Below are 22,498 nucleotides of genomic sequence, written 5' to 3'. Positions count from 1 at the left end.
CGCTTCGGGAGAAAATCACTCGAAGTGACGAAAAATTATCACCAAAAACTAATTACACCCAACGGGCTATTTCAAAAATATAACGAGCAAATTTTACGCATTAAGCCGCTAATACAACATCCCAAACAGCCATAACGGAATGGTATTACCTACGCCAATAGCAATTTGATCTTGCACAAGATACGCATTATCTAAACCCACTAGTTGCGATTTCCCTTTGTTTTTTCCGCCTATTTCAAACCAATAGGTTTCGTTTACGGTGAAATCAACTTTTTCGCTATAACTCACTCGATGTTGCTGCTTGATTTGATTTAAGAAAAAGGTTTCTCGAATATTCCCTATATTCGGTTCAGTACTACTCAAAGCAAAGGCGAAATTAGTGTTTTCTAAGTATATTTTCTCTGGTTTTTGCAACAAGCTTACGCCAAAATTGTCCTTATAAATCATATTCAAAATGCCTGCCTCCTCCAAATACAACAAAGTATCAACCACTGTTTTTCGGGTCACTAGGATTTTGTTGGCCAAAGCTGAAATATTGGGTTTAAATGGCACCGACTGACTAATAATATAAAGCAACTGTTTGATTTTGAACAGCATACTTGCTTCGGTTTTGCGCAATAAGGGCAGTTCTATTTCCAAAATCATAGTGATCACTTCCTGTAATTGCTTGTAATAAAACAGCCTGTTACTATCGTAAAAAGGAAAATAACCTACTTTTAAATACTCCTCAAACAATGCCAATGGTTTATATTTCTCTTGAATATCTAGTGCTATTCGGGTATGATTTTCTAGTATTTCTTCTAGCGAGATGGGTGGTAAGTCGATTTGATGGCGAAACTTGAGAAACTCTCTAAAGGACAATCCTTGCATTTCAAAAACTAAGGCACGCCTGCTTAAATCGGCTCGAGCATTCACTATTTCGAGCAAGGACGAACCCGTGAAAGCCACTTTTAATTGGGGATAATTGTCATAAATATTTTTGAGTTCTACCGACCAATTGGGATATTTATGCACTTCGTCTACAAACAAATGCTCCCCTCCTTTGTTTACAAAATCTTCGACCAAATCGCTCAAAGTATGAGCCGAAAAATACAAATTATCTAAGGAAACATACAACGCTTGTGGCGAAATACCGTAGGTTTTCTTGATGTATTGCAAAAAAAGGGTGGTTTTGCCCACTCCTCTTGCCCCTTTTACACCCAATAATCGTTGCTCCCAAGGAAGTGAATGCAACAAATACCGCTCAAAACCCAAGTCGGTTTGACTGATGAGATTGACATGCCTTATTTGTATCATTTCCATATTTTGCATTATTTAAAATACAAATATATATAATTTTTGTATTTTACACAATACAAAATACACGTTTATTCACCCTGTATTGTTATTTCCAAAAATTAGTATCCATTCTTCGTCGCCCGAAATCGCTATGCGGCATACCCGATGGTATTCAATGAAGTACTTCCCAAATTAGATGCAAATGAAAGTATGCCAAAACAAATTCTCCTTGGTACTTTTGCTAGACTAGCTTGGCGTTTTCAGGACTACCATCATTGACAATGATACATTCCCAATCCGGATCGGTTTGATCTAAAACCGATTGCAAAGCTTCATCCAAATAATGAGCTTGGTTGTAGCAGGGAACGATGATGGAGACTTGCGGCACTCTCATATTAAAATTTGTGAATTAACCCCAGCTTGACTAGCCAGCCTATCTTTTTTGAATTTTTTAAATTGGATACTTTTGTTCTTAAAGCTAAGAGTTCATCAATATCCTCAACATAACCTTTGAAATTTGAATTCAAAACCTGCTGCCTTTCTTCGAACAGTACTTTCTGATTAGTGATTAGTGAACTAATTCCGTCTAAAAAATAGGTGCTGAGAATCGCATTTACTTTCAAGTACGTACAATTATGCTGGAATAATGCTTTTATAAAAAATTTCCAATCCGACGCAAACTTCAAGTGTTCATCATACAACCCTACTTTCTCAAAAAGTGTTCGTTTTATCAAAGTAGATTGATGGCACAAGGTATCCAAATAAAAAAATGAAAAATTCAAGGTCTCGGGATAAGCGATGGCATACGACCCTTTTGCATCGACATACACGATATCAAAATAAATTAAATCCTGATCCTTGATAGCACTATGATTCTCGGCAAGTACAGCAGCACTATACAAATGATCGCCACTATTCAAAAACAACAAATACTCACCTGTGGCTTTGGCAATACCTTTGTTCATAGCATTGTAAATCCCGTGATCAGGTTCGCTGACCCAATAATCGAGCTGCTCACGCTGACTGTGGATATACTCGGCACTACCATCGGTCGAACCACCATCAATTACGATATACTCAAACTCTTGCCAAGTCTGGCTCACTACGCTCTCCATAGTTCGCTTCAACCCTTCGAGGTTGTTGTAGTTGATGGTGATGATGGAGAGTTTTTTGGTCATTGTCAAAAATAATCCTAGTTATTATCTATTAGTGATTTCAAATTTAAAGCAAACTTCTCAATGTTCACAGAATAGTCCAGATCATATCTTAATCTGTTTGCCGGATTCTCAATAACTTCAACTATTTTAGATGCTAATTCAGCGTAATCGTCGGGAGCAAAAAAATACCCTTTATCTCCCAATTGTTCTTTATGAACTTCAATATTAGAAACAATCAATGTTTGATTCAATGCTTTTGCATCCTCTACAACCGTGCTCCATCCTTCAAATAACGAAGGCTGAATTACGGCTTGCGCATTGTTCATTAAAACAAGTTGGTCCACTCGATCAATAAAACCTAAAAACAGGATATTATTTTCTAATTGATAGTCAAGTACTTTTTGCTTCAAATTAGCAGTATAATCAGGATTTCTGTAATCGTGTTCTTTGCCAGTGAAAATAATTTTTACTACAATCCCTTGTTCTTTCAAAATTTTTGCTGCCTCAATTAGAGCAATTTGATTTTTATGTTGCCAAAATTGATTGGGAGAAAAAAAGTATTCCCCTGAAATACCGTACTTCAATTTTACCGCATCAATCTCATTGAATCTCAAATCTGGATGGACAACGGCAAATTGCAAAACCGACACGGGGTTTTTTGCGTCAGGAAAAAAAGTTTTAAAATCATTCAAAGCCGAGTTACTGCTAAAAACAATGGGATAGTTTAAAGCCACCATATTATGATAACTCGACTGCCGATTCTTGACCTCTTCCGGTGAAAAGAAAGCAGACAAATATTTTTCCTGAAAATCTGGTATCCAAAAAACCAATTCCTTGATATGCTGTAAGTCTTGCGGAATTGCGTAAAGTGGAAAAGCCCAGTCCAATTTAATCTTTTTTAAAATCAACTTCCTTCTAAAAAGCTTCAGGCTCACTTTATTGACAAAACGCTCTATCTTGTTGAATTGTGGTTGGTATTGAATAAATTTCAATTTTGGATAAGCGGTCGCTTTTTGCAATTCTTGAAAAAGTGCACGATCCTTGGCTAAAATATGCAATTGAATTTGCTCTGCTTTGGGAAGACAATTTAGAGAACGAATTAAATTTTGAATATAATAGGCGCCACCTATCCAATTTTCATTGTAGTTGTAAAAAATTCCTACTCGTTTTTGCGAAGCCATTCAGCATATTTTTTAAGACCCAAAGATAAATTATAATGCGGTTCAAAGCCATACTTTTTGAGTTTTTCCATATTGGCCAACCAATTATTAGGGTCGCCCACTTTAACTTCGCCTGTAAACACAATTTGCTTTTCGGGACCAAATTCATTTGTGAATAGTTGAGCTGCTTCGGCAATTGTAGTTTCCACCTGACTGGCAACGTTGTATATAGAACCCTGAAAAGGAGAATTCTCAATGACCAAAGCGATAATCTGCAATAAATCATCGATATAAATAAAATCTCGGGTTTCGTTTCCTGTTCCAAAAAGTGAAATAAAATGAGTTTTGAGCGCTTTTTGATACAAATCCCAAAATAATTGTTTTTTCAGTCGTGGTCCATAAGCCGAAAAAACACGCAAGCTACAAGTGTTCAAACCAAAAAATTTATGATATTCGGTGAGCAACAACTCGCTTTGCAATTTATGAAAACCATAAGGAGACAAGGGTTTACAAACACTATTTTCAGTAATGGGCAAAAATTGCGGATTGCCATAGACAGCGGCGCTCGAAAAATTGATAAACTTACAACTCGGATTAAAATCCCTGATGGCAACCAATATTTTTTGCACATTGACAACATTCAATTCAAAATCTTGGGAAGGCTTTTCGAAAGAGAAACCCACATGTGCTGAACCCGAAGCATTGATGCAAACATCAAATTGATGATCTTTGAAAGGAGCCGAAAAACTAGCGTTTTCAGCTTCAATTTTGTAATAGGATTTACTTGACGATGCTGTGACATCCGCTTGATAAACATCCCAACCCTTTGCCGTAAAATAAGCTACGCAATGACTACCGATGAATCCTTTGGAACCTATGATTAGAATTTTCATTTTTTTATACATAAATAAGAATACATTCTTCCAGGTACTTTTTTTTCGTCATATACGCTTTCCTTTGTCAAACCTATCTTTTTAAAATACATTTCTTGCAAAAATGGTATTTTAGACAAAACCCCTATTTTTTTATTTAAATGCAGAATTGCTTTGTATTTTGCCATCTGAAACATGTTCAAAACCTCATTTTTTGTAGAAGGAAAATAATTAATTACATTGTCAAAATACTTTATTTCCTTTTCAACTTTTAAACCTGCTTTTTGGATTGCGGCTTTATATTCTGTTGGGGTAAAGGCATTTTCTCCACCGTAATACTTTTGCAAAGGATGGTTTTCTAAAAACCACTCTCTGTCTTTTTTATCAAAAATAACGTGGTCACGAATAGTTATAAATAAGCCATTCTTCTTTATTACTCTGCTTGCTTCTGCAACAAACTTCTCCAAATCATAGGCATGATGCATACATTGTCGTGCATAAACAATATCAAAATTTTCGTCAGATAATTGAAGTTCTTCAGCAAAAGCTTCAAAAACTTCCAAATTAGGCAAATTATAATGTACTTTTAATTTTCTAATAGCTCCGGCACCGATAGTATCGCTCGAATCGGGTTCTATAGCTACAACATTATACCCTTCAAGAGCCAGCGCAACTGAACTTATCCCATTCCCACTACCAATGTCCAATATGTTTTTTGCATTGGGCTGATATTGTTTTAAAAATTGAAGCGTTTCTATAAACTCTTCACTGTGTTTAAATCGTTCAACATTTAATAGCAAATCTTCTTCGAAATAGGCTTTTTCAACCAAATCTTTAAATGCAGGTTGTGTCCGAATGTATTTTATGGTTTCTTCCCAAGTCATTTTATCTTTCATTCTCTGGGATTTCTCTAATAATTTTAGCAGGATTTCCTGCAACTATGGTCCAATCAGGAACGTCTTTTGTAACAACGCTTCCCGCTCCAACAATGGCTCCTTCTCCTATTGTAACACCTTTTAAGATAATGCTATTAAATCCAATCCAAGCTTTATCTTTGATTGTAATTTTTTTGGAATTTAAATCAAACGTTTTAGGCTCATAATTTTCTATTCCCAAAATTCTCTTGTAATCTTTAAAACGCATATCTGAATGCAATGGATGAGAAATATTATCGTGAATATTAACATTGTGCGAAATTAAAACTTGATTCCCTATTTCTATACTTAATGCAGACCAAATTTTAGTGTTTTCGCCAACGTAACAAAAATCACCAATATTTATTTTTCCATTTTGTTCAAAAACTTGAAGACCTCCTCTTATATGTGAATTTTTACCGATACAAATTTTTTCACAATTTTTTTGAAGATTTATTACCTCGGCTTGTTCATAAAATTTGGATTTTTCTCCAATTGTTACTTGTTCTATACATTTCTTGATTTTTAATTCATTGATTTTTGATTTAATAGCTCCAATATTCAAATAAGGATTATTTAAAACCAATTTTGAATTAAGAAGTTTGGCAATTGTTTTCTGTAAAAAAAGCATCATTTTAAAATTAGTTCTACTTAATTAAATTCCAACAACAATCTACAAAAACACAACCATAATCACTATTGCTATACATATGCAAATTGGAACCTGTTTCCACAATCTCAAAGAACAAACATTCCTCTTGATAATCAATCAATTCTACATTAGGTAAATGAAAACCAAAAGTAAGTTTGAATTTGTTGGGTACTAAAAACTGCTCTGGTAATTTTACTTTAAATTCATACAAACCAGCGTTGTCAATTTCTGTTACCAATTTCATTTCTGAGGTAAAAATAACTCTTTCATTTCTGTCGACCACTCTAAAACCCAAATGAGCATTCAAATGTTGTTCAGCCACTTTCGCTTTTATCTTAATAGCAATGGGTTCATCAAAACCAAATTCGGTTCTTACAGTGTCGTTTTTATCGACAAGAGCAAGACTTACAAATCCAGACTCTTCAACACCTTCATTTATATATTGCCCAATATAACCCTCGTATTGGTTAGTTTGCAAATAATACTCAATGCCCGCATTGGTATTTCCCTCAAAAACCACGGAACCATTTTCTAAAACAATAGCTTTCGTACACAACTGTTTTACTGCCGCCATATTATGACTAACAAACAACACCGTCCTGCCTCCTTGTCTGGAAATATCCTGCATCTTGCCAATGGCTTTTTTCTGGAATTCGGCATCGCCCACCGCGAGCACCTCATCGATAATCAAGATATCAGGTTCAAGGAAGGCCGCCACCGCAAAAGCCAACCGTACATACATTCCGCTGCTGTAGCGTTTTACAGGCGTATCGATATAGCGCTCACAACCCGAGAACTCTATAATTTCGTCGAGCTTCGAGGCGATTTCTTTTTTGGTCATTCCCAGAATCGCACCGTTTAAGAAAATGTTTTCGCGTCCGGTCATTTCGCCATTGAATCCCGTGCCTACTTCGAGCAAGGAAGCAATGCGCCCGTTGTACTTAATGCTGCCCGTAGTGGGTGCCGTGACCTTAGACAAAATCTTGAGCAAAGTCGATTTGCCCGCTCCATTCTTGCCAATAATGCCTAAGACTTCGCCGCGCTCTACTTCAAAATTGATGTCTTGCAGTGCCCAAACGTAATCACTTTCGGCTTTGGTAGAACGGTCGTTGGTATCACCAATCTTGAGATACGGATTCTCTTTGCCCCGTATTTCGTGCCACCAACGGTTCAGGTCATGACTGAGCGTGCCGGTGCCTACCAGCCCGAGGCGGTATTGTTTAGAGAGGTTTTCGGCTTTGAGGATGATGTCTTTCAAGGTTAGAAGTGGGAAGTTAGAGGTTGGAAGTTGTTTAAAGGTTTAAGGTTTGCAGGTTTGCCATTTAAATTGCTGTTTTTTTAACGCACACGAGTGACAACGAACTGACGAAGTAAAGGCGCTATGAGGCAAAGTTATTTTATTTTTTTTCTTAGGAAAACAAGTCTCGCCAATTTTTTTAAACCGATTAAAGGGTGAAAAAAAAGCCCATTTATAGGGCTTTAAATGAATTTTTCTTTCATCAGTTCAATTAAATAAATACTAGCTACTGGGCAATTATCCCTTTTGGTAATCCAACATTTTTAAGCATCTCATTTGCTTTTTCCAATTTGTCAGGAAATAACACTTTATCCTCGTATGGATTTAATGATTTATCAATACGAACTTTTGATTTATTAATTGTTTTTTCCACTTTTATATTTTTCATTTTTTGCCTATTATACGTTTAACTAAAAATGCATCGTAATTTGTGTCTTTTTCAAAAATATACCATTCTTGTTCTATTTGCCCGTAAATAATAAAATCAGCTTTTGCCTTTTCAATAAATTTTGTAATTCCAATTTGATACAATCGAGTTCTGGTTTTGGTACTTCCTGTGGCATAAATTAATGCATCAGGATTACTATCCGTGAATATATACAAACTCTCAACAACTGTGCCTAAAACTTTTTCACTATCTCCATTATTTGAAACTATTTTGTCGTCAATTTCACCAGTTATTACATCTTTGTCGCCAAAACCTAAATTGTAAACATTGTGATAGTTTGTAGTTGAAAACTGGATTATTTTATCAATTTTACCTTTAGTTCCATCACTTATGAACTCAAAAGTAGTTAAATTTTCACTCGAAATTAAATCATACTTTTCTATACTCACTTTCTGCCTTTTTCAACACAAATGTAATGTTTTTTGATTAATTGCATCTTGTTGCGCATAATTATTTCAATCCTTAAACAATAAACGCTTTTCTCTTTCCCGCTCCGTTCTTGCCTATGATGCTTTTCCAGATACGAGGGTAGAGGTTAGAGGTACGAGGTTAGAAGTTGTTTAAAAGTTTAAAGGTTTAAAGTTTCGGGTTGCGAGTTTAAGGTTTACAGTTTAAAGTTTACCATTGAAATTGCAATTTTCAGTTAACCGATTAAGCAGTTAACCGATTAAACCATTTTCACAATGAAATCGCCATTGCTATTTTCAATTAACCGATTAAACCATTTTCACAATGAAATCGCCATTGCTATTTTCAATTAACCGATTAAACTTTTTCACAATGAAATTGCTGTTTTCAGTTAACCGATTAAGCAGTTAACCGATTAAACCATTTTAAACTTTGCCAAATTGAAATTGCTATTGACAGTCTTAATCCATTATCGAGTAAACCAATTTTCAATTTTAATGTCGTCCAAATTTTGAAAATCCGATACATTATCAGTCACTAAAGTCAGTTTGTTTTCAATAGCCGTTACCCCAATAAGTAAATCAAATTCATCGTGCATCGGTTTTCCCAATCGACGAAGCCGTACTTTTTCTTTAGCATATTTTTTTATTGAACCAACAATTGGAATTATGGATAACCCATTTACAAATAAGTCAACAGCTTTATGAGATTTAGTTGGGTTCTCACTGTTTTCTGCACCATAACGAAGTTCAAAAAGGGTGATTTCGGAGATAAAACAGTTTTCTGTCCCTTTATCTCTAATTATTTTATCTAATTCAAGTCGGCCTCTCAAAAAGAAAACGCAAATGGAGGTATCCAATAAATATTGCATCAGAATTTAATTTCTTTACTTTTAAATTTTCTACTCAATTTTATAGCTGCAGTAATTTCCTCAGCGGTTTTTTCTGAAGCAAATGCCCCAAAAGATTTAAAAAAAGAACTTTCCTTTGCCACCTTATCTTTTTGAAGCGATTTACTTAACTTTTCAATCAATTCAATTTTACTCAACGAAGGTAATCCTTCCAATAATAAGGAATAGGCTTCCACTATATTTCTGTCAGTATAACTCATCTTGCTCTTATTTATACAAAGTTACAATTTTTTGCCACAAAGGCGAGAAGACAGGAAGTTTTTTTAAACCATTAAGACAATGAAGGTAAATTAAGGTGGGAAGTGGGAAGATGGAAGTTAGAAGTTGTTTACTAATTTCGGGTTTCGGGTTGCGAGTTTCAGGTTTTCTGTTAACATTGAAATTGCTGTTTTCGCCTAAGCGATTAAACCTTTTTCACATTAATATTGAAATTGCTATTGCTGTTTTCACTTCACCGATTAAGCAGTTAACCGATTAAACTTATTCACATTGAAATTCTGTTTTCAGTTAACCGATTAAGCAGTTAACCGATTAAACCTTTTTCACAATGAAATTGCTATTTCAATCAGTCAATAACTTTAACTTGAAATTATTGTAGGAGTTTCAAGAAAAACCATTTAATTTTTCGAAGTGGATTAAGAATGGCAGCGCCTAATTTATAATCTATGGTGTTTCTAAATTTGTTGATTTCGGCTTTTTCTAAATCAGATACTTTTAGGTTTACTGTAAAAAACAATGAATATGCAATATAAAATTTCAATGTACTTAGCAGCTATTGTGGTTTTATTACTTGAATTAAATCTTCATCTTCACTAACACCAAAATACCGTGAATCTATCTCGTTCAAAAATTCAGAATGTTTAATTCTATTAACAATAAATCCAACGTCTTTTAAACTCTTAAAAAAGGTGCTTTCGCCAAACACTCTCACATGATCTTCTTGCCCGTGAAAAATCAACCGTAGCTCGTTTGAATTAATTCCTCCATCTTCAAAATTATTGATTAAAAGTTTCGAATATGGAGTTTGGAGAATTGCTAATCCACCTGGTTTTAAAATCCTAAAAAACTCAATCAAAGCATTTTTATAATTTGGAATGTGTTCAAGTACGTGATTACAAATAACAATATCAAATGATGCCTCTTTAAAAGAAATCGCAGTTGCATCAATTTTTTGGATATCCAAATCATTGGAATACAAATCCGCTTTTACATAGCTAAATGGTCTATACTGTTCTATTTTTTTTCTCAAATTGGTCTCTGGCGCAAAATGGAGAATTTCACTTTGTCCCATCTTACTCCACAAATTTAATTTGTCAAAAAACATAAATAAATGTCTTTCTCGGTCCGTTGAATTGCAAAATGGACATCCAAAATTATCAAAATCACCACCAATAATTTCCAATTTGCGTAACCAAAGCGGTACAGCCCTCGTTCCACCTCGCCACTTACTAAAATGGTGGAATCTATTATTGCATATATAACATGCTCTTTTTTTACCCATTTTATTAAATCTTAATTCAATTTTCTCAATTGGCTTTTTAAGAAAAAAACGATAGAGCTTTTTTATAAATTTATTCATTTCTATATATTAAATTAATTCTGTTACTTTAGTATCACGTTTTTAAGATAATCCAATGCATTACCTAGCATTCATATTTTTAAATCTTGCCGGAAAATATTCAAGAAAAACCATTTTATCTTTCGCACTGGATGCAGGATAGCAGCGCCTAATTTATAATCAATGGTGTTTTTGAACTTGTTGATTTCTGCTTTTTCTAAATCAGATACTTTCAAGAATTGGTCAATCAAAGTTTCATACTGGGCACAATAAATATCCTTGTTTTTGAGGTAAAGGTATTTTTGGATCTCGTTATGTTTCTTGTTCATCTCTGCACTTCTTGAAGTATTGTTTTGCCTATAGCAAAACAATACTTCTTTTAGAATATGCACTTTCCATCCAAAAGCGCATACTCGTAGATAAAATTCCCAATCTTCATAACCGTTTTCTGGATTTTCGTCATATCCTCCTACTGCTTCCCAACATTCTTTCCTAAATAGTGAAGAACCCATGTTCAACCCATTAAAAAACAAAAAATCAGATACAGAATGCGCGGTAGATTTAAATATGTGCAACTGCTTCACATTGGTAAAATAACGTCCCCAACTGCTTACAATACCTATTTCAGGCTGACTTTCTAGCACTGCCAAGGCCTTTTCGAGAAAACTGGCCTCGTATTTGTCATCGGCATCAAGGGTGAGTATAAATTGCGATTTTGCTTGCCGTATCCCTACATTTCTGGCATGGCTTACACCACCATTTTCTTGAAACAGATAGATAAAACGCGGGTCCTTGGCTTCCCATTTTTTGGCTACTTCTTCGGTAGCATCTTGACTCCCATCGTTGATGATAAAACATTCCCAATCCGTATGGGTCTGATGTGCTACCGACTGTAAAGATTCATCTAAGTATTGGGCTTGGTTGTAGCAAGGAACAATAATGGAGACTTTAGGCGTTGTCATGGGCTTACTACTTATGAGATCTATTTTTAAAAGCATAAATCATCCCCGTAATCGCAGTCAAATGTCTGGAAAGGACACTGAAATTATGGGCAACTAATAAATCTTCTAGGATTGTCGCCCCTTTATCATGCCATTCAATCAATAGTATATCGACTTCGGCCAATAAAGTACCCTCGTTCATTTTTTGAAGAATCTCATATTCTGCTCCTTCACAATCAATTTTCAGGATTTTTTTCTCATTGGGATGTTGAGCAAACAAAGCAGGAAGTACCTCTTCGACATTTTTGATATTAATTTCAATTTCAGCAGCATTTTTGTCGTCTAATACTAAACTCAGATCTCGTCTTATGCCACAATTCCCTTTAGCCTGTGCATTGTACAGCACTTTTTCTACTCGGGTTGCTCCACCCAAACCACAATGGAAAGCTTCAATCTTAGCCGCATAACTTGGATTCAATGCCAAATTGTATTGGGCTTGATGGTAGGTGGTCGCGACAGGTTCGAAAGAATAAATTTTGTTGACATTTTTTTGGAGGGCAAAAAACAAGGAACTAATACCAATATTCATTCCGATATCAAAAACAACAAAGTTTTCCTGCGACAGTAAGTTATAATCCTTTTCGATAAAAACTTCTTTGAGAATGAAAAATTCCTCACTGCTTTCAAGGTATAATTTCAAAGTAGAAAAGCTAGCTAAGACACCCTCCTTGTGCGGTACAAGACTAAGTTCCGGAAAATGCTTTTTTATGACAAATAAATAGTCGGTTGAATTATAAACCAATTGATTTGCGTCTTTTCCAACTGCAAAACGCTGAACAAAACGCTGCTTTTCTGCTTCTTTTTTGGAAATATTCGAAATTTTGTAACCCAGTTGTTCTATTATTTTATGGATGGTCTTTTTCAAGAGAAGGGTATTTGATTAATCGGTTATTTGGTTACTAGTTTAAACTATTGTTGCCACTACTGTACAAAGTTAAATTTTTTTGTCACAAAGGCGCTAGGGCAGGAAGTTTTTTTAAACCATCGAGGCAATGAAGGTAAATTAAGGAGGGAAGTGGGAAGATGGAAGTTAGAAGTTGCCACTTCGACGAGCTCAGGGTGACAGTTTAAAGGTTTTAAAGTTTAAAGTTTAAGGTTTAAAGTTTAAGGTTTTCTGTTCATATTGAAATTGCTGTTTTCGGCTAAGCGATTAAACCTATAAACCTTTTCACATTGCTAATGAAATTAGTATTTTCAGTTAAATTTTTCCATCATATAAATCGGCTATTGGGAAAATCATATCATAATCATTCCAGTTGAGATTACCGTCTATAATTTTAAATGTACCAAAAAGAGTTTCGTTTAAATATTTTTTTATGGACTGGTGTTGTGATTTTGATAAAAAATCCGCGAAATCAACAAATTTTTCTACACCATTATTAAACTCAATTAAAATATGATAATTGCCAAGATTTTTAGCCTTAATTATTGATAAAGGTTTATCTAGATTATAATCTGTATTGCTAACCGTAATTTTCATCTGTATATAATATTTGTTTTTTATTGGAAGATGGAACGCCTATAACCATTTTTCTGTGTGTCAATGATGATTATCGTGGGCGTTTCATCTGATCATAGTTTTTTTGTTATTTTTTCAAATTCGATTTCCTTATGATATACAAAATAAGCAATCCATTTTTCGACTATTTTTTCTGAATAAACTGCTAAAAATGCTTCAAAATCCTTTAATTCTTTGTTTGCTAATGGCTTTCTTCCTTTAACGTTTATGATTTTGATTTCTGTTATTACTCCATTTTCTATGCAAAATGTTGCTTTACTTTCAAATTCCCCTTTTTTAGCATGTACATGAATTGGCACATGTTCGTTAGAATAAAAAAACAAAATTATTCCTAAATATTCGTACAGTTTCGGCATAGCTGAATCATTTATCTAGCAAAGATAATCACTATTATATTAAGTTGTTATTCAAAGCTTTGGGTTTTTCAGGTTACGAGATTGGAAGTTGTTTTAAAGGTTTAAGGTTTGCCATGGAAATTGCTGTTTTCAGTTAAGCGATTAACCGATTAAACTTTTAAGCCAATTTCAATGATTGTTATCCTCCATTTTTACGGCTACGGAATAGCTGATTGATTACAAACTCCGACTAAAGAGCACCTTCCCTTTTTAAATAATTAGTGAAATCGGAAACGGTTTTTTGAAAAAAAGGAGTCAATTGCACGGCTTCTTCATACAATTCCTGAAAGGCAACTGCCGAATATTCATGTACAGCTTGATTTCTAAAACTTTTTAACTCCATTAAGGCATCGGCGCTGTCGATCACACCTATTTTTTCTAACAAATTAAGTCTGTCAATAAAAAACAAATGATCCTCTCCTTTTAGCTTAAAATATCCTTTTACTATTTGTTGGAAGAAAACATCTGAATTTCTAGTTAATTTTATAATCAAGGCATCGTAGGCTTCGGTTTCTGCAAAATCATAATTTTCTTTGACACCTATGGCCTTACAATGTGCAAAAGACTTAGCCAACCCTTACATTGCAATGCTAAAAGATTCAAAAGATTCTCTAAAGGCTAATTGGAATAACTCCTTCATAACTTAATAATTTTGCGTAACTCAAAATATGTTTTTTAAACATGCTTTCATCCTTCTTGGTCATACTAACTACGTCCATTTTTTGTGGACCAAATTTAGAAAAAAATAACTGTTTCATTTTAAATAAGTCCTTATGAGGTATTTTTTTATCCGACAAAACCAATATATCAATATCTCCCCCTTTTTTTAAATCATCTGCTCTAGACCCAAATAAAAATACTTGACTAGAGGGCTCTTTTTCTTCCCAATACTCATAGATAAATTTTTTTTGTGCAGTCGCGATTCTCATGATTTTACTATTTTTCAAATTTATTTTTCACCTCAAAAAGAAAACACAAATAGAGGTATCCAAGATAATGCATCTTACTGCTATTCATACAAAGTTACAATTTTTTACAACAAAGCCGCGAACGCACCGTTTTTTTTAAACCATTAATTATGTTGCGAGTTTAGGGTTTCAGGTTTAAAGTTTCAGGTTTTCTGTAAACATTGAAATTCCGTTTTCAATTAACCGATTAAACAGTTAACCGATTAAACTTTTTCAAATTGAAATTGCCATTGGTATTGTCAATTAACCGATTAAGCAGTTAACCGATTAAACCATTTTCACATTGAAATTGCTGTTTTCGCCTAAGCGATTAAGCAATTAACCGATTAAACCATTTTCACATTGCCATTGTCATTGCTTTTTTCATTTAAGCGATTAAACTTTTAAACCCAGTCAATACAAAAAACCAAACAACCACAAGGGAATATTTAAATCGGTTCCTATCTCGATATCATCTTTTACCAGAAATGTGGCTTCCTTATTTAGTATTTGATGCGGTTTTTTATTCCTGCCGCCCAACTCAAACATGTAGCCTTCTTTCACTTTAAAATCAACTTGTTGTTCAGCATGTACGCTACTTACTTGCTGGAGCTGATTGAAAAAGAAGGTTTCCCTAATAGAGCCTATATCCGCTTCTTTTCCCAGATTATACATCAAATTAGAATTGTTTAAATAAATCTTTTCTGGTTTGCCCAAACTATTGATTCCTTTATCTTCGACATACAATAAATTGAGAAGTTGCGCCTCATTCAAAAGTTTTAAATAATTTTTCATGGTGTTAAGGCTAATACCCGTTCGCTCACTAATTGAATTCATATTAGGCTTAAAAGGAACAGCATTGCTTATCACAGCCAATAACTTCTTCAACATCACGATATTGGCCGTTTGAATAAGGGCATATTGTGGGATATCGATTTCCAAGACCGTAAGTATAACTTCGCTTAATTTTTGATGAAATGCTCTTTTGTTGTCCAGATAAAAAGGATAATATCCGTAATTCAAATAATTGGAAAAATGCTGCAAAGGCTTTACTTTTTGTGTGATTTCGATGCTTATGCCAACATGGTTTTCAACAATTTCGTGCAGCGAATAACAATTAAAATTGATGTTGGTTTCAAATTGCAAAAACTCCCTGAATGACAAGCCCGGCATATCATATACTACCACTCTCCTGCTTAAATCGGCTTTGGCTTGATGAATATGCAACAAGGAAGAACCCGTGAAAACAAGCTTTAAATTAGGCATGTTGTCATATATATTTTTAATTTCTAATGCCCAATTGGCATATTTATGCACTTCGTCAATAGCTATAAACTGTCCACCTTTTTTATAAAAATCATCTACCAAATCATAGAAATTGTTTTCAAGAAAATATAAATTATCCAAGCTGATGTACAAAACGCTTTTGTCAGGTTTAAAATTCAATCGGATGTATTGCAACAAAAGTGTCGTTTTTCCCACTCCTCTGCTGCCTTTAATACCAATAAATCGGTTGTCCCAATCAATGGTATTAATAAAATTCCTGACTTGGCTCGTCTGTACCAAGGCATACTTCTCATAAAATTGACTGTATAATCTTTGCATCTCCCGTTTTTTTTGGCAAAAATACTAAAAAACATCAATCGAATGACGTTTTTTTTAGTGTTTTTTATCAATACATTGACACTTTATTTAGTTTTATTTCATATGTGTAAAAGTTTATTTGTCATCGGTCATATATGTTATCGCTTTTTATTTATTAGTGTTTGCTTGCGCAAACTTTTTGTTAATGGCGATTTCATATGTGTAAATTTTGATTTTTCAGCGGTCACATATGGTATCGCCTTTTTTATTCATGGGTGTTTGCTTACGCAAACTTCTAGTTAATGGCGATTTCATAAAAACTATTAGGCACAGTATTTTTAACAAACTGGACGATAGCAAACTGAATATGTAAAGGGGGAAGTTAAAGGTTAGAAGTTGTTTAAAAGGTTTAAGGTTTAAGGTTTGCCATGGAAATTGCAATTTTCAATTAACCGATTAAACCATTAAGCGATTAAACCAATGAACAACTGATCACTCGAAACTGAACACTGATCACTAAAACTACACCGTATCAATAAAACTTTTCTCAGTCTTATTAAAAACCAATAAACCCGCAAAGAAAATAATAGCCGTAATACAAACGGTATAAACCAAACCCCAAACCGAAACGGTTCCAACTCCTAAGAGAATGTACCGAGTTGTTTCTATAATATAAGCCAAGGGGTTGTACTGCACCAACCAAGCGTAATCAGGCATTTTTTGTCCAATCAATGCCATAGGATACATCACCGCCGAAAGGTACATGAGCAATTGTACACCAAAACTAATCAAATAACTCAAATCCCTATATTTAGTAACCATAGAAGAAATCAGCATCCCTAAACCCAATCCGAGTATGCCCATCAAAACAACTAAAAATGGAAAAAACAAGACGAAAACATTCAAACTCAAAGCCGCTCCTTTGACATAAAAGTAAAGGTAAAAAGCAACGAAAATTAAAAATTGGATGCCCAATTTGATTAAATTGGAGATGACTACAGATAAAGGCGTGATGATTCTGGGAAAATACACTTTGCCAAAAATACTCGCATTTGCCTTGAATGTATCGGAAGTGCCACTTAAACAGGCCGTGAAATAATTCCAAACCATAATCCCGGCCAAATTGAATAAAAAAGGAGGAATAGTGCCTGTTTTTATTCCCGCCACGGTATTAAAAATAATCGTAAAAGTCACCGAGGTAAACAAAGGTTGAATTAAATACCAGAGCGGACCTAAAACCGTTTGCTTGTACACCGTCACTACATCTCTTTTGACGAATAGCATCAGCAAATCGCGGTATTGCCAAACTTCTTTGAGATTGAGCGAAAAGAATTTATTCTTGGGTGTAATTTCAAACAACCAATCATTGTCTGAGTTTTCTGTAGTGTTCATGGAAATAGTTAAATACGGTCTATCGAACGAACCTGAGAATCCTAGCCGGAACAAAACCTCCAAACCTTCTCAGCGTTCGAAAGCAAATATAATAATTTATTGACTAGAAGTTTGGAATTTCTATAGATTATGGCAGATGGCAGAAAACCGATTGTAAGCAACGGATAACCGATAAAAAACAAACCTCCACAATTAAACAGTTAACCGATTAACCAATTAACCGATCCAGATGGCGAACATCCCTTTTATTTAAAACTCAAAAGAAAGCTTCTCAAATCTATAGCCAAAATCCCTTCATTGGTATTGCCCTGAAAGGCATCAAGGGTTACAACCATTTTAGGAAAATTATCATTAATCTTTTTTAAATTACCAAATTCACGTTCCATCGTTTGGGATTCATTTGTAGATAATGCCACTTGCAGATATACTTTTTCGCCCGTACGCTGAGCAACAAAATCTATTTCTAAAGCACCTAAAGTGCCCACCTGAACCTGATAACCTCGGAATAACAAATGATTGTAAACTACATTTTCCATAATTTTACCCCGATCTTCCAGTCGATAACCCCACAAAGCATTTCGAATACCTAAATTCTCAAAATAATATTTTTCGCCCGTTTCAAAAATTCTTTTTCCTATTAAATCGTAACGACTGACCCTATGAACCAAAAAAGCATTGACCAAATAGTCACTGTAAGTTTGCACCTGATTGGAAGCCATATTGATACGCTGGGATTTCAAAAAATCACTGATTTTTTTAGCCGAAAAAAGGCTCCCAATGTTGCTTGCCAAAAACAAAACCAATTGTTCCAAAAACGAAACAGTCCGAATGGAAAACCGATTGATAATGTCCCGATACACAATGCTGTTGTATATGTTTTTTAAATATTCAAAAACAATAGCTTCCTCTAATACTAGATTTTTTAAATAGGGAAGCCCTCCGTATTTGATATACATTTCTAGTGTTTTGTCTCCATCTTGTAAAGAATGAAAAACCAAAAACTCGGGATATGATAAACTATAAACCACGATTTCGATTGCACGTCCGCTTAGATAGCCAGCAATATCTCCCGATAATAATTTAGCATTACTACCGGTAATATACAAATCTAAATCCTCTTGAAGCAACAAGGAACGCAATGCCGTTTCAAAATGCTCAATATCCTGAATTTCATCAATGAAAACATAAGTTTTGGTCGTATTAGATTTTTGCAACATAACATAATCGTGCAAATCCTGAGCCGTTTTTATTGCCGAGAAAGCAATATCTTCCTTGTTAATGTAAACTATTGCCACTTGACTATCTTGCTCCAATAAATAATTCATAATCTGAAACAACAAATAGCTTTTGCCCACACGGCGTTGACCCGTAAAAACCTTGATCAAATTCTTACCAATAAAAGGAAGTACCCTCTCGAGGTAGTCTTCTCTTTTTACAATAGAAAGAGGAATCGTATAGGACATTTGATATTATTACGTTTTAAAGTTATCACAAATATACACAAAATTTTAAACATAATTAAAATTTTAATACAATAAACAAAAAGTTTAAAGCATACTTTTAAACTTTTTGTTTCAAAGCACTATTCAAAAAGGGCGCTCTAAGAACAAATCTCAGAAAGCAGATTATAGAAACAGTACCGAAAGATTTCAGAAGTAAATTGCAAAAAACAAACTGAAGATTGCAGATTGCAAAAAACGGATTATAAAATGCAGAAGTCGGATTTAAATAACTGAAAACCGAAAACAGTCAACCGACAGGTCATTCGCTTTTAAAAAAAATTGACACAGATTTCACAAATTGACACAGATTTCGATCTGTTTTGATTACACGAATTCTTAAAATCAACTAAAATTCGTAGAATTTAATTTAAAATAGTAATACAATTTGTGCTAATTCGTGCAATTCGTGTGTGAAAATTTTAAACGCGAATGCCTTGGTCAACCGATAACCGTCAACATTTTTCGTATCTTTGCAGCATGTTATCACTATTCAAATCAAAACCGCTTTTAAAGGATTTAATTCCTCAGAATTACATTGACATTCATTCGCATCTTTTACCCGGAATCGACGATGGTGCCAAAACAATTCAGGACAGTATCAACTTAATCACAGCACTTCAGGGATTCGGAACTTCGCAATGCATCACTACGCCGCACGTAATGCACCATTTTTGGGAAAACACTTCGGAAATCATCCAAGAGACAGCAAGGAGCACCCGTATCGAATTGCAGCAAAACAGCATTTCGATTCCCTTTCGGGCCGCGGCAGAATATATGATGGACGATAATTTTGTCAAGCTCTTTCAATCGGAGCCCCTATTGACCCTCAAAGACAACTATGTCCTAGTAGAAATGTCCTACATCAACCCACCCATCCAATTGTATTCTATTCTATTTGATTTGCAGGTGGCAGGCTATATTCCCGTTTTAGCTCATCCGGAGCGATATGTGTTTTACCACAACAATATCGATGAGTACCAAAAATTGAGGAACGCGGGTTGTCTATTGCAACTGAACTTGCTATCGGTCGTGGGCTATTATGGTGAAGGCATCGCTAAAATTGCGGAAAAATTGCTACAAAACGGAATGTATACTTATGTGGGTTCAGATGTGCATCACCTAAAACATATTGCGGCTTTCAACCAAAAAATTAAATTAAAAGACCCTACGCCCCTACAAGAAACCATCGAAAACAATCAGTTTTTCAGACTATAAAAAAATTCCAAATCCCAAAGCACACTTTGAAATTTGGAATTTGGAATTTATTTTTGGAATTTGCTTTTTTTTGGAATTTCCTCCTCCATTCTTCTAGCTTCCAGCTCCCAACATCCTTCTATTTATCCAATACCTGAAAACTAGAATTCATACTGATAAACTCTGGCACTATCTTTTTCATTTTGGCGACGATATCATCATTGTCAAAGAAAGCAGCTATTCCGATAAGCTCTTGGATATTAGTATGCAAATCCAAGAATTCCTCTTGAATTTCCTGAGCTATCATGATTTTTTCGTGATACGTGGGCAAAGTTTTCGAAGTATCATTGAGCAATTCTTCGTATAATTTTTCGCCAGGTCGTAAACCGACAATCTTAATTTTGATATCGCGATCGGGAATATAACCAGCCAACTTAATCATCTTGCGAGCCAAATCAATAATTTTGACCGGCTTACCCATATCAAAAATATAAATCTCACCCCCATTGCCCATTGCACCCGCTTCCAAAACCAATTGACAAGCCTCAGGAATGGTCATAAAATAACGAATAATATCAGGATGGGTGATCGTTAAGGGGCCTCCTTCGGCAATTTGTTTCGAAAACAAAGGAACAACCGATCCGTTAGACCCTAATACATTCCCAAATCGGGTAGTTATAAATTTTGTGGAATAGATATCATGATCACTCTTATATTTCAGGTGAAGGGATTGCACATACTTTTCGGCTATGCGCTTACTCGCTCCCATTACGTTACTGGGGTTAACCGCTTTATCAGTCGAAATCATAACAAATTTATGCACCCCATATTCACAAGATAAATCCGCTAAATTTTTAGTACCATTGACGTTGGTCAAAATAGCTTGCGAGGGATTCTCTTCCATCAACGGCACATGTTTGTAAGCAGCAGCGTGATAAACCATGTTGGGTTTATATAATTTAAACACTCTTTCTAAAGCTGCTCTATCACGGATATCGGCAATAATAGAGTGAATATCCACACTCCCCTTGATGGTCTCCACCTCGAGCCCTACGTGATGCAGAGGGGTCTCAGCCTGATCCAAAATAATTACTTTTTTGGGCTCAAAGCCTAATATTTGCCGTACGATCTCGCTCCCAATAGATCCTGCAGCACCCGTAATCAGAACCGTTTTACCTTTCAATTGATCACAAATGGAAACAGTATCCAATACGATGGGTTCTCGTTCGAGTAAATCTTCAATTTGAATGTTTTTTACTTTTTGAGAAATCTCCTTCTGATCTTCCCAGTCTAAGATTGTTGGGACAGAAAACACCTTAAGATTGTATTCAATACATTGATCAATCAAAGCGACTTGTTCTTCTTTGGATAAACTTTTATCCGCAATTACAACCCCTTCGGCACCGACAGATCGCATCAATGAAGGAAGTTTTTTTCGTAAAACTAAAATAGGCAAATCCAACATACGCTTGGAAGCATTCTGATTATTTTTGTCTACGAAACCAATAATTTTAAACCGAGAGGGACTTTCAAATTTTAAGGCATTTGCAATGGATATTGCATTAGCATCCGTACCATAAATTATCGTCTTAATTAATTTAGTGTTATTTTTTTCAACAAAATAAAGTTCAAATGTTTGCTTAACTACTACCCTATACAAAAACAATCCACAAAACGAAAGAACGATATTGATAAAAAAGGCAGTATTTAAAAATGCTTTTTGCTGAAAGTACAACTCAAACAAAAAATTAAAAAACAAGAAAAAAACCAAGACTGCGGTCTGTGAAAATAAGAGTTTTACAGCGTCAATGTAGGATGAATGTCTGATAATCCCAGCATAGGTTCTGAATAACCAAAAGAAAAACAAATTGACTCCCATCAGAAAGCCGACAAACACACCATAACGCTTGGTCACAATATAATCGAGTCCCGTACCGTCAAAAATCAAATAAGTAAAAAAGAAGGAAAGAACCAAAACAGAAAAATCAATTAAGATGATAATCCATCTCGGCAAATAGCTTAAATTATGAATATTGAATCTTATATTGTCCCGCGAAAAATAACTCTTCGTACTATTTTTTCCCATCTTAAACAAAGTATTTAGTATTCATTTCTTGGTGTATTTTTAAAAATCTAGTGATAACCTTACAAAGTAAAATTAAAAACCAACGCTAAATAATTAATCCTTTAAATTATTATCAAACTTAACTTGCAAACAAAACAATATGTTAAAAAAAACAAAAATAGCAATAAAAAAGATAAGATATACGATAAAAAGATAAAAAGATAAAAACCCTGACAAACGACACG

General features: G+C 34.5%; 25 protein-coding genes. 1 reads left to right on the top strand and 24 read right to left on the bottom strand.

The annotated features are described in order from the left end of the window. Nucleotides 1-108 precede the first annotated feature (108 nt). From E1750_RS13950 to E1750_RS13850, 23 genes are all read right to left on the bottom strand, one after another. Nucleotides 109-1,302 carry an ATP-binding protein gene (locus tag E1750_RS13950; RefSeq protein WP_227873898.1) on the bottom strand — a complete coding sequence of 398 codons (1,194 nt, stop codon included), beginning with the start codon at nt 1,300-1,302 and terminating at the stop codon, nt 109-111. Between the two features lie 217 nt (nt 1,303-1,519). Further along, entirely contained in the window at nt 1,520-1,672 is a 153-nt protein-coding gene (locus tag E1750_RS13945) for a glycosyltransferase family 2 protein (RefSeq protein WP_133277372.1), read from the bottom strand. A gap of 1 nt (nt 1,673) precedes the next feature. Further along, nucleotides 1,674-2,456, bottom strand: coding sequence for a glycosyltransferase family 2 protein (locus E1750_RS13940; protein WP_133277371.1), 783 nt, complete (start codon nt 2,454-2,456; stop codon nt 1,674-1,676). A 14-nt stretch (nt 2,457-2,470) separates the two neighbouring features. Beyond that, nucleotides 2,471-3,616 carry a glycosyltransferase family 4 protein gene (locus E1750_RS13935; protein ID WP_133277370.1) on the bottom strand — a complete coding sequence of 382 codons (1,146 nt, stop codon included), beginning with the start codon at nt 3,614-3,616 and terminating at the stop codon, nt 2,471-2,473. Then, nucleotides 3,595-4,488, bottom strand: a complete 894-nt coding sequence (locus E1750_RS13930; protein WP_165698061.1) for an NAD-dependent epimerase/dehydratase family protein — start codon at nt 4,486-4,488, stop codon at nt 3,595-3,597. The genes E1750_RS13935 and E1750_RS13930 overlap by 22 nt, the downstream gene beginning before the upstream one ends. After that, nucleotides 4,485-5,363 carry a class I SAM-dependent methyltransferase gene (locus tag E1750_RS13925; RefSeq protein ID WP_133277368.1) on the bottom strand — a complete coding sequence of 293 codons (879 nt, stop codon included), beginning with the start codon at nt 5,361-5,363 and terminating at the stop codon, nt 4,485-4,487. Before E1750_RS13925 ends, E1750_RS13930 begins: the two co-directional genes overlap by 4 nt. Further along, nucleotides 5,353-6,015, bottom strand: coding sequence for an acyltransferase (locus E1750_RS17985; protein ID WP_317126128.1), 663 nt, complete (start codon nt 6,013-6,015; stop codon nt 5,353-5,355). The genes E1750_RS13925 and E1750_RS17985 overlap by 11 nt, the downstream gene beginning before the upstream one ends. A gap of 13 nt (nt 6,016-6,028) precedes the next feature. After that, entirely contained in the window at nt 6,029-7,291 is a 1,263-nt protein-coding gene (locus E1750_RS13915) for an ABC transporter ATP-binding protein (RefSeq protein WP_133277367.1), read from the bottom strand. 265 nt (nt 7,292-7,556) lie between these two features. Then, on the bottom strand, nt 7,557-7,718 hold the full coding sequence (locus tag E1750_RS17790) for a hypothetical protein (protein ID WP_165698060.1): 162 nt from the start codon (nt 7,716-7,718) through the stop codon (nt 7,557-7,559). Next, nucleotides 7,715-8,167: a DUF6934 family protein gene (locus E1750_RS13910; protein WP_133277366.1), complete on the bottom strand. Its 453-nt coding sequence runs from the start codon at nt 8,165-8,167 to the stop codon at nt 7,715-7,717. The genes E1750_RS17790 and E1750_RS13910 overlap by 4 nt, the downstream gene beginning before the upstream one ends. 488 nt (nt 8,168-8,655) lie before the next feature. Beyond that, entirely contained in the window at nt 8,656-9,057 is a 402-nt protein-coding gene (locus tag E1750_RS13905) for a PIN domain-containing protein (RefSeq protein ID WP_133277365.1), read from the bottom strand. Further along, nucleotides 9,057-9,296 carry a hypothetical protein gene (locus E1750_RS13900; protein ID WP_133277364.1) on the bottom strand — a complete coding sequence of 80 codons (240 nt, stop codon included), beginning with the start codon at nt 9,294-9,296 and terminating at the stop codon, nt 9,057-9,059. The genes E1750_RS13905 and E1750_RS13900 overlap by 1 nt, the downstream gene beginning before the upstream one ends. A gap of 389 nt (nt 9,297-9,685) precedes the next feature. Further along, nucleotides 9,686-9,856: a hypothetical protein gene (locus tag E1750_RS17785; RefSeq protein WP_165698059.1), complete on the bottom strand. Its 171-nt coding sequence runs from the start codon at nt 9,854-9,856 to the stop codon at nt 9,686-9,688. Nucleotides 9,857-9,868: 12 nt separating this feature from the next. Continuing rightward, nucleotides 9,869-10,675, bottom strand: a complete 807-nt coding sequence (locus E1750_RS13895) for a class I SAM-dependent methyltransferase (protein WP_133277363.1) — start codon at nt 10,673-10,675, stop codon at nt 9,869-9,871. A gap of 71 nt (nt 10,676-10,746) precedes the next feature. After that, a complete protein-coding gene (locus E1750_RS13890) occupies nt 10,747-11,616 on the bottom strand; it encodes a glycosyltransferase family 2 protein (RefSeq protein WP_165698058.1) in 870 nt (289 codons plus the stop codon). A gap of 7 nt (nt 11,617-11,623) precedes the next feature. Then, on the bottom strand, nt 11,624-12,520 hold the full coding sequence (locus E1750_RS13885; protein ID WP_133277361.1) for an FkbM family methyltransferase: 897 nt from the start codon (nt 12,518-12,520) through the stop codon (nt 11,624-11,626). 333 nt (nt 12,521-12,853) lie between these two features. Beyond that, entirely contained in the window at nt 12,854-13,135 is a 282-nt protein-coding gene (locus tag E1750_RS13880) for a DUF2442 domain-containing protein (protein WP_133277360.1), read from the bottom strand. Between the two features lie 92 nt (nt 13,136-13,227). After that, nucleotides 13,228-13,530, bottom strand: coding sequence for a DUF4160 domain-containing protein (locus tag E1750_RS13875; RefSeq protein WP_133277359.1), 303 nt, complete (start codon nt 13,528-13,530; stop codon nt 13,228-13,230). Nucleotides 13,531-13,759: 229 nt separating this feature from the next. Further along, a complete protein-coding gene (locus E1750_RS13870; RefSeq protein WP_133277358.1) occupies nt 13,760-14,143 on the bottom strand; it encodes a hypothetical protein in 384 nt (127 codons plus the stop codon). Between the two features lie 37 nt (nt 14,144-14,180). After that, on the bottom strand, nt 14,181-14,516 hold the full coding sequence (locus E1750_RS13865) for a nucleotidyltransferase family protein (RefSeq protein ID WP_133277357.1): 336 nt from the start codon (nt 14,514-14,516) through the stop codon (nt 14,181-14,183). Nucleotides 14,517-14,930: 414 nt separating this feature from the next. Beyond that, nucleotides 14,931-16,121 (bottom strand): ATP-binding protein, encoded by a 1,191-nt coding sequence (locus E1750_RS13860; protein ID WP_133277356.1) that lies wholly within the window; start codon nt 16,119-16,121, stop codon nt 14,931-14,933. Nucleotides 16,122-16,622: 501 nt separating this feature from the next. Continuing rightward, complete coding sequence (locus tag E1750_RS13855) at nt 16,623-17,492, bottom strand: ABC transporter permease (protein ID WP_133277355.1); 870 nt, start codon at nt 17,490-17,492, stop codon at nt 16,623-16,625. Between the two features lie 245 nt (nt 17,493-17,737). Next, complete coding sequence (locus E1750_RS13850; RefSeq protein ID WP_133277354.1) at nt 17,738-18,955, bottom strand: ATP-binding protein; 1,218 nt, start codon at nt 18,953-18,955, stop codon at nt 17,738-17,740. A 516-nt stretch (nt 18,956-19,471) separates the two neighbouring features. On the opposite strand from E1750_RS13850, the gene E1750_RS13845 reads away from it, so the two are divergent. After that, nucleotides 19,472-20,209 (top strand): tyrosine-protein phosphatase, encoded by a 738-nt coding sequence (locus E1750_RS13845; protein WP_133278154.1) that lies wholly within the window; start codon nt 19,472-19,474, stop codon nt 20,207-20,209. A 118-nt stretch (nt 20,210-20,327) separates the two neighbouring features. Here E1750_RS13845 and E1750_RS13840 read toward each other — a convergent pair whose 3' ends face one another. After that, complete coding sequence (locus E1750_RS13840; RefSeq protein ID WP_133277353.1) at nt 20,328-22,274, bottom strand: polysaccharide biosynthesis protein; 1,947 nt, start codon at nt 22,272-22,274, stop codon at nt 20,328-20,330. Between the last annotated feature and the right edge of the window lie 224 nt (nt 22,275-22,498).

Origin of the sequence: Flavobacterium nackdongense, from assembly GCF_004355225.1 — a bacterium.
In the GTDB taxonomy this organism is placed as follows: Bacteria; Bacteroidota; Bacteroidia; order Flavobacteriales; family Flavobacteriaceae; genus Flavobacterium; species Flavobacterium nackdongense.
This window is presented reverse-complemented; position numbering and strand designations above follow the sequence as displayed.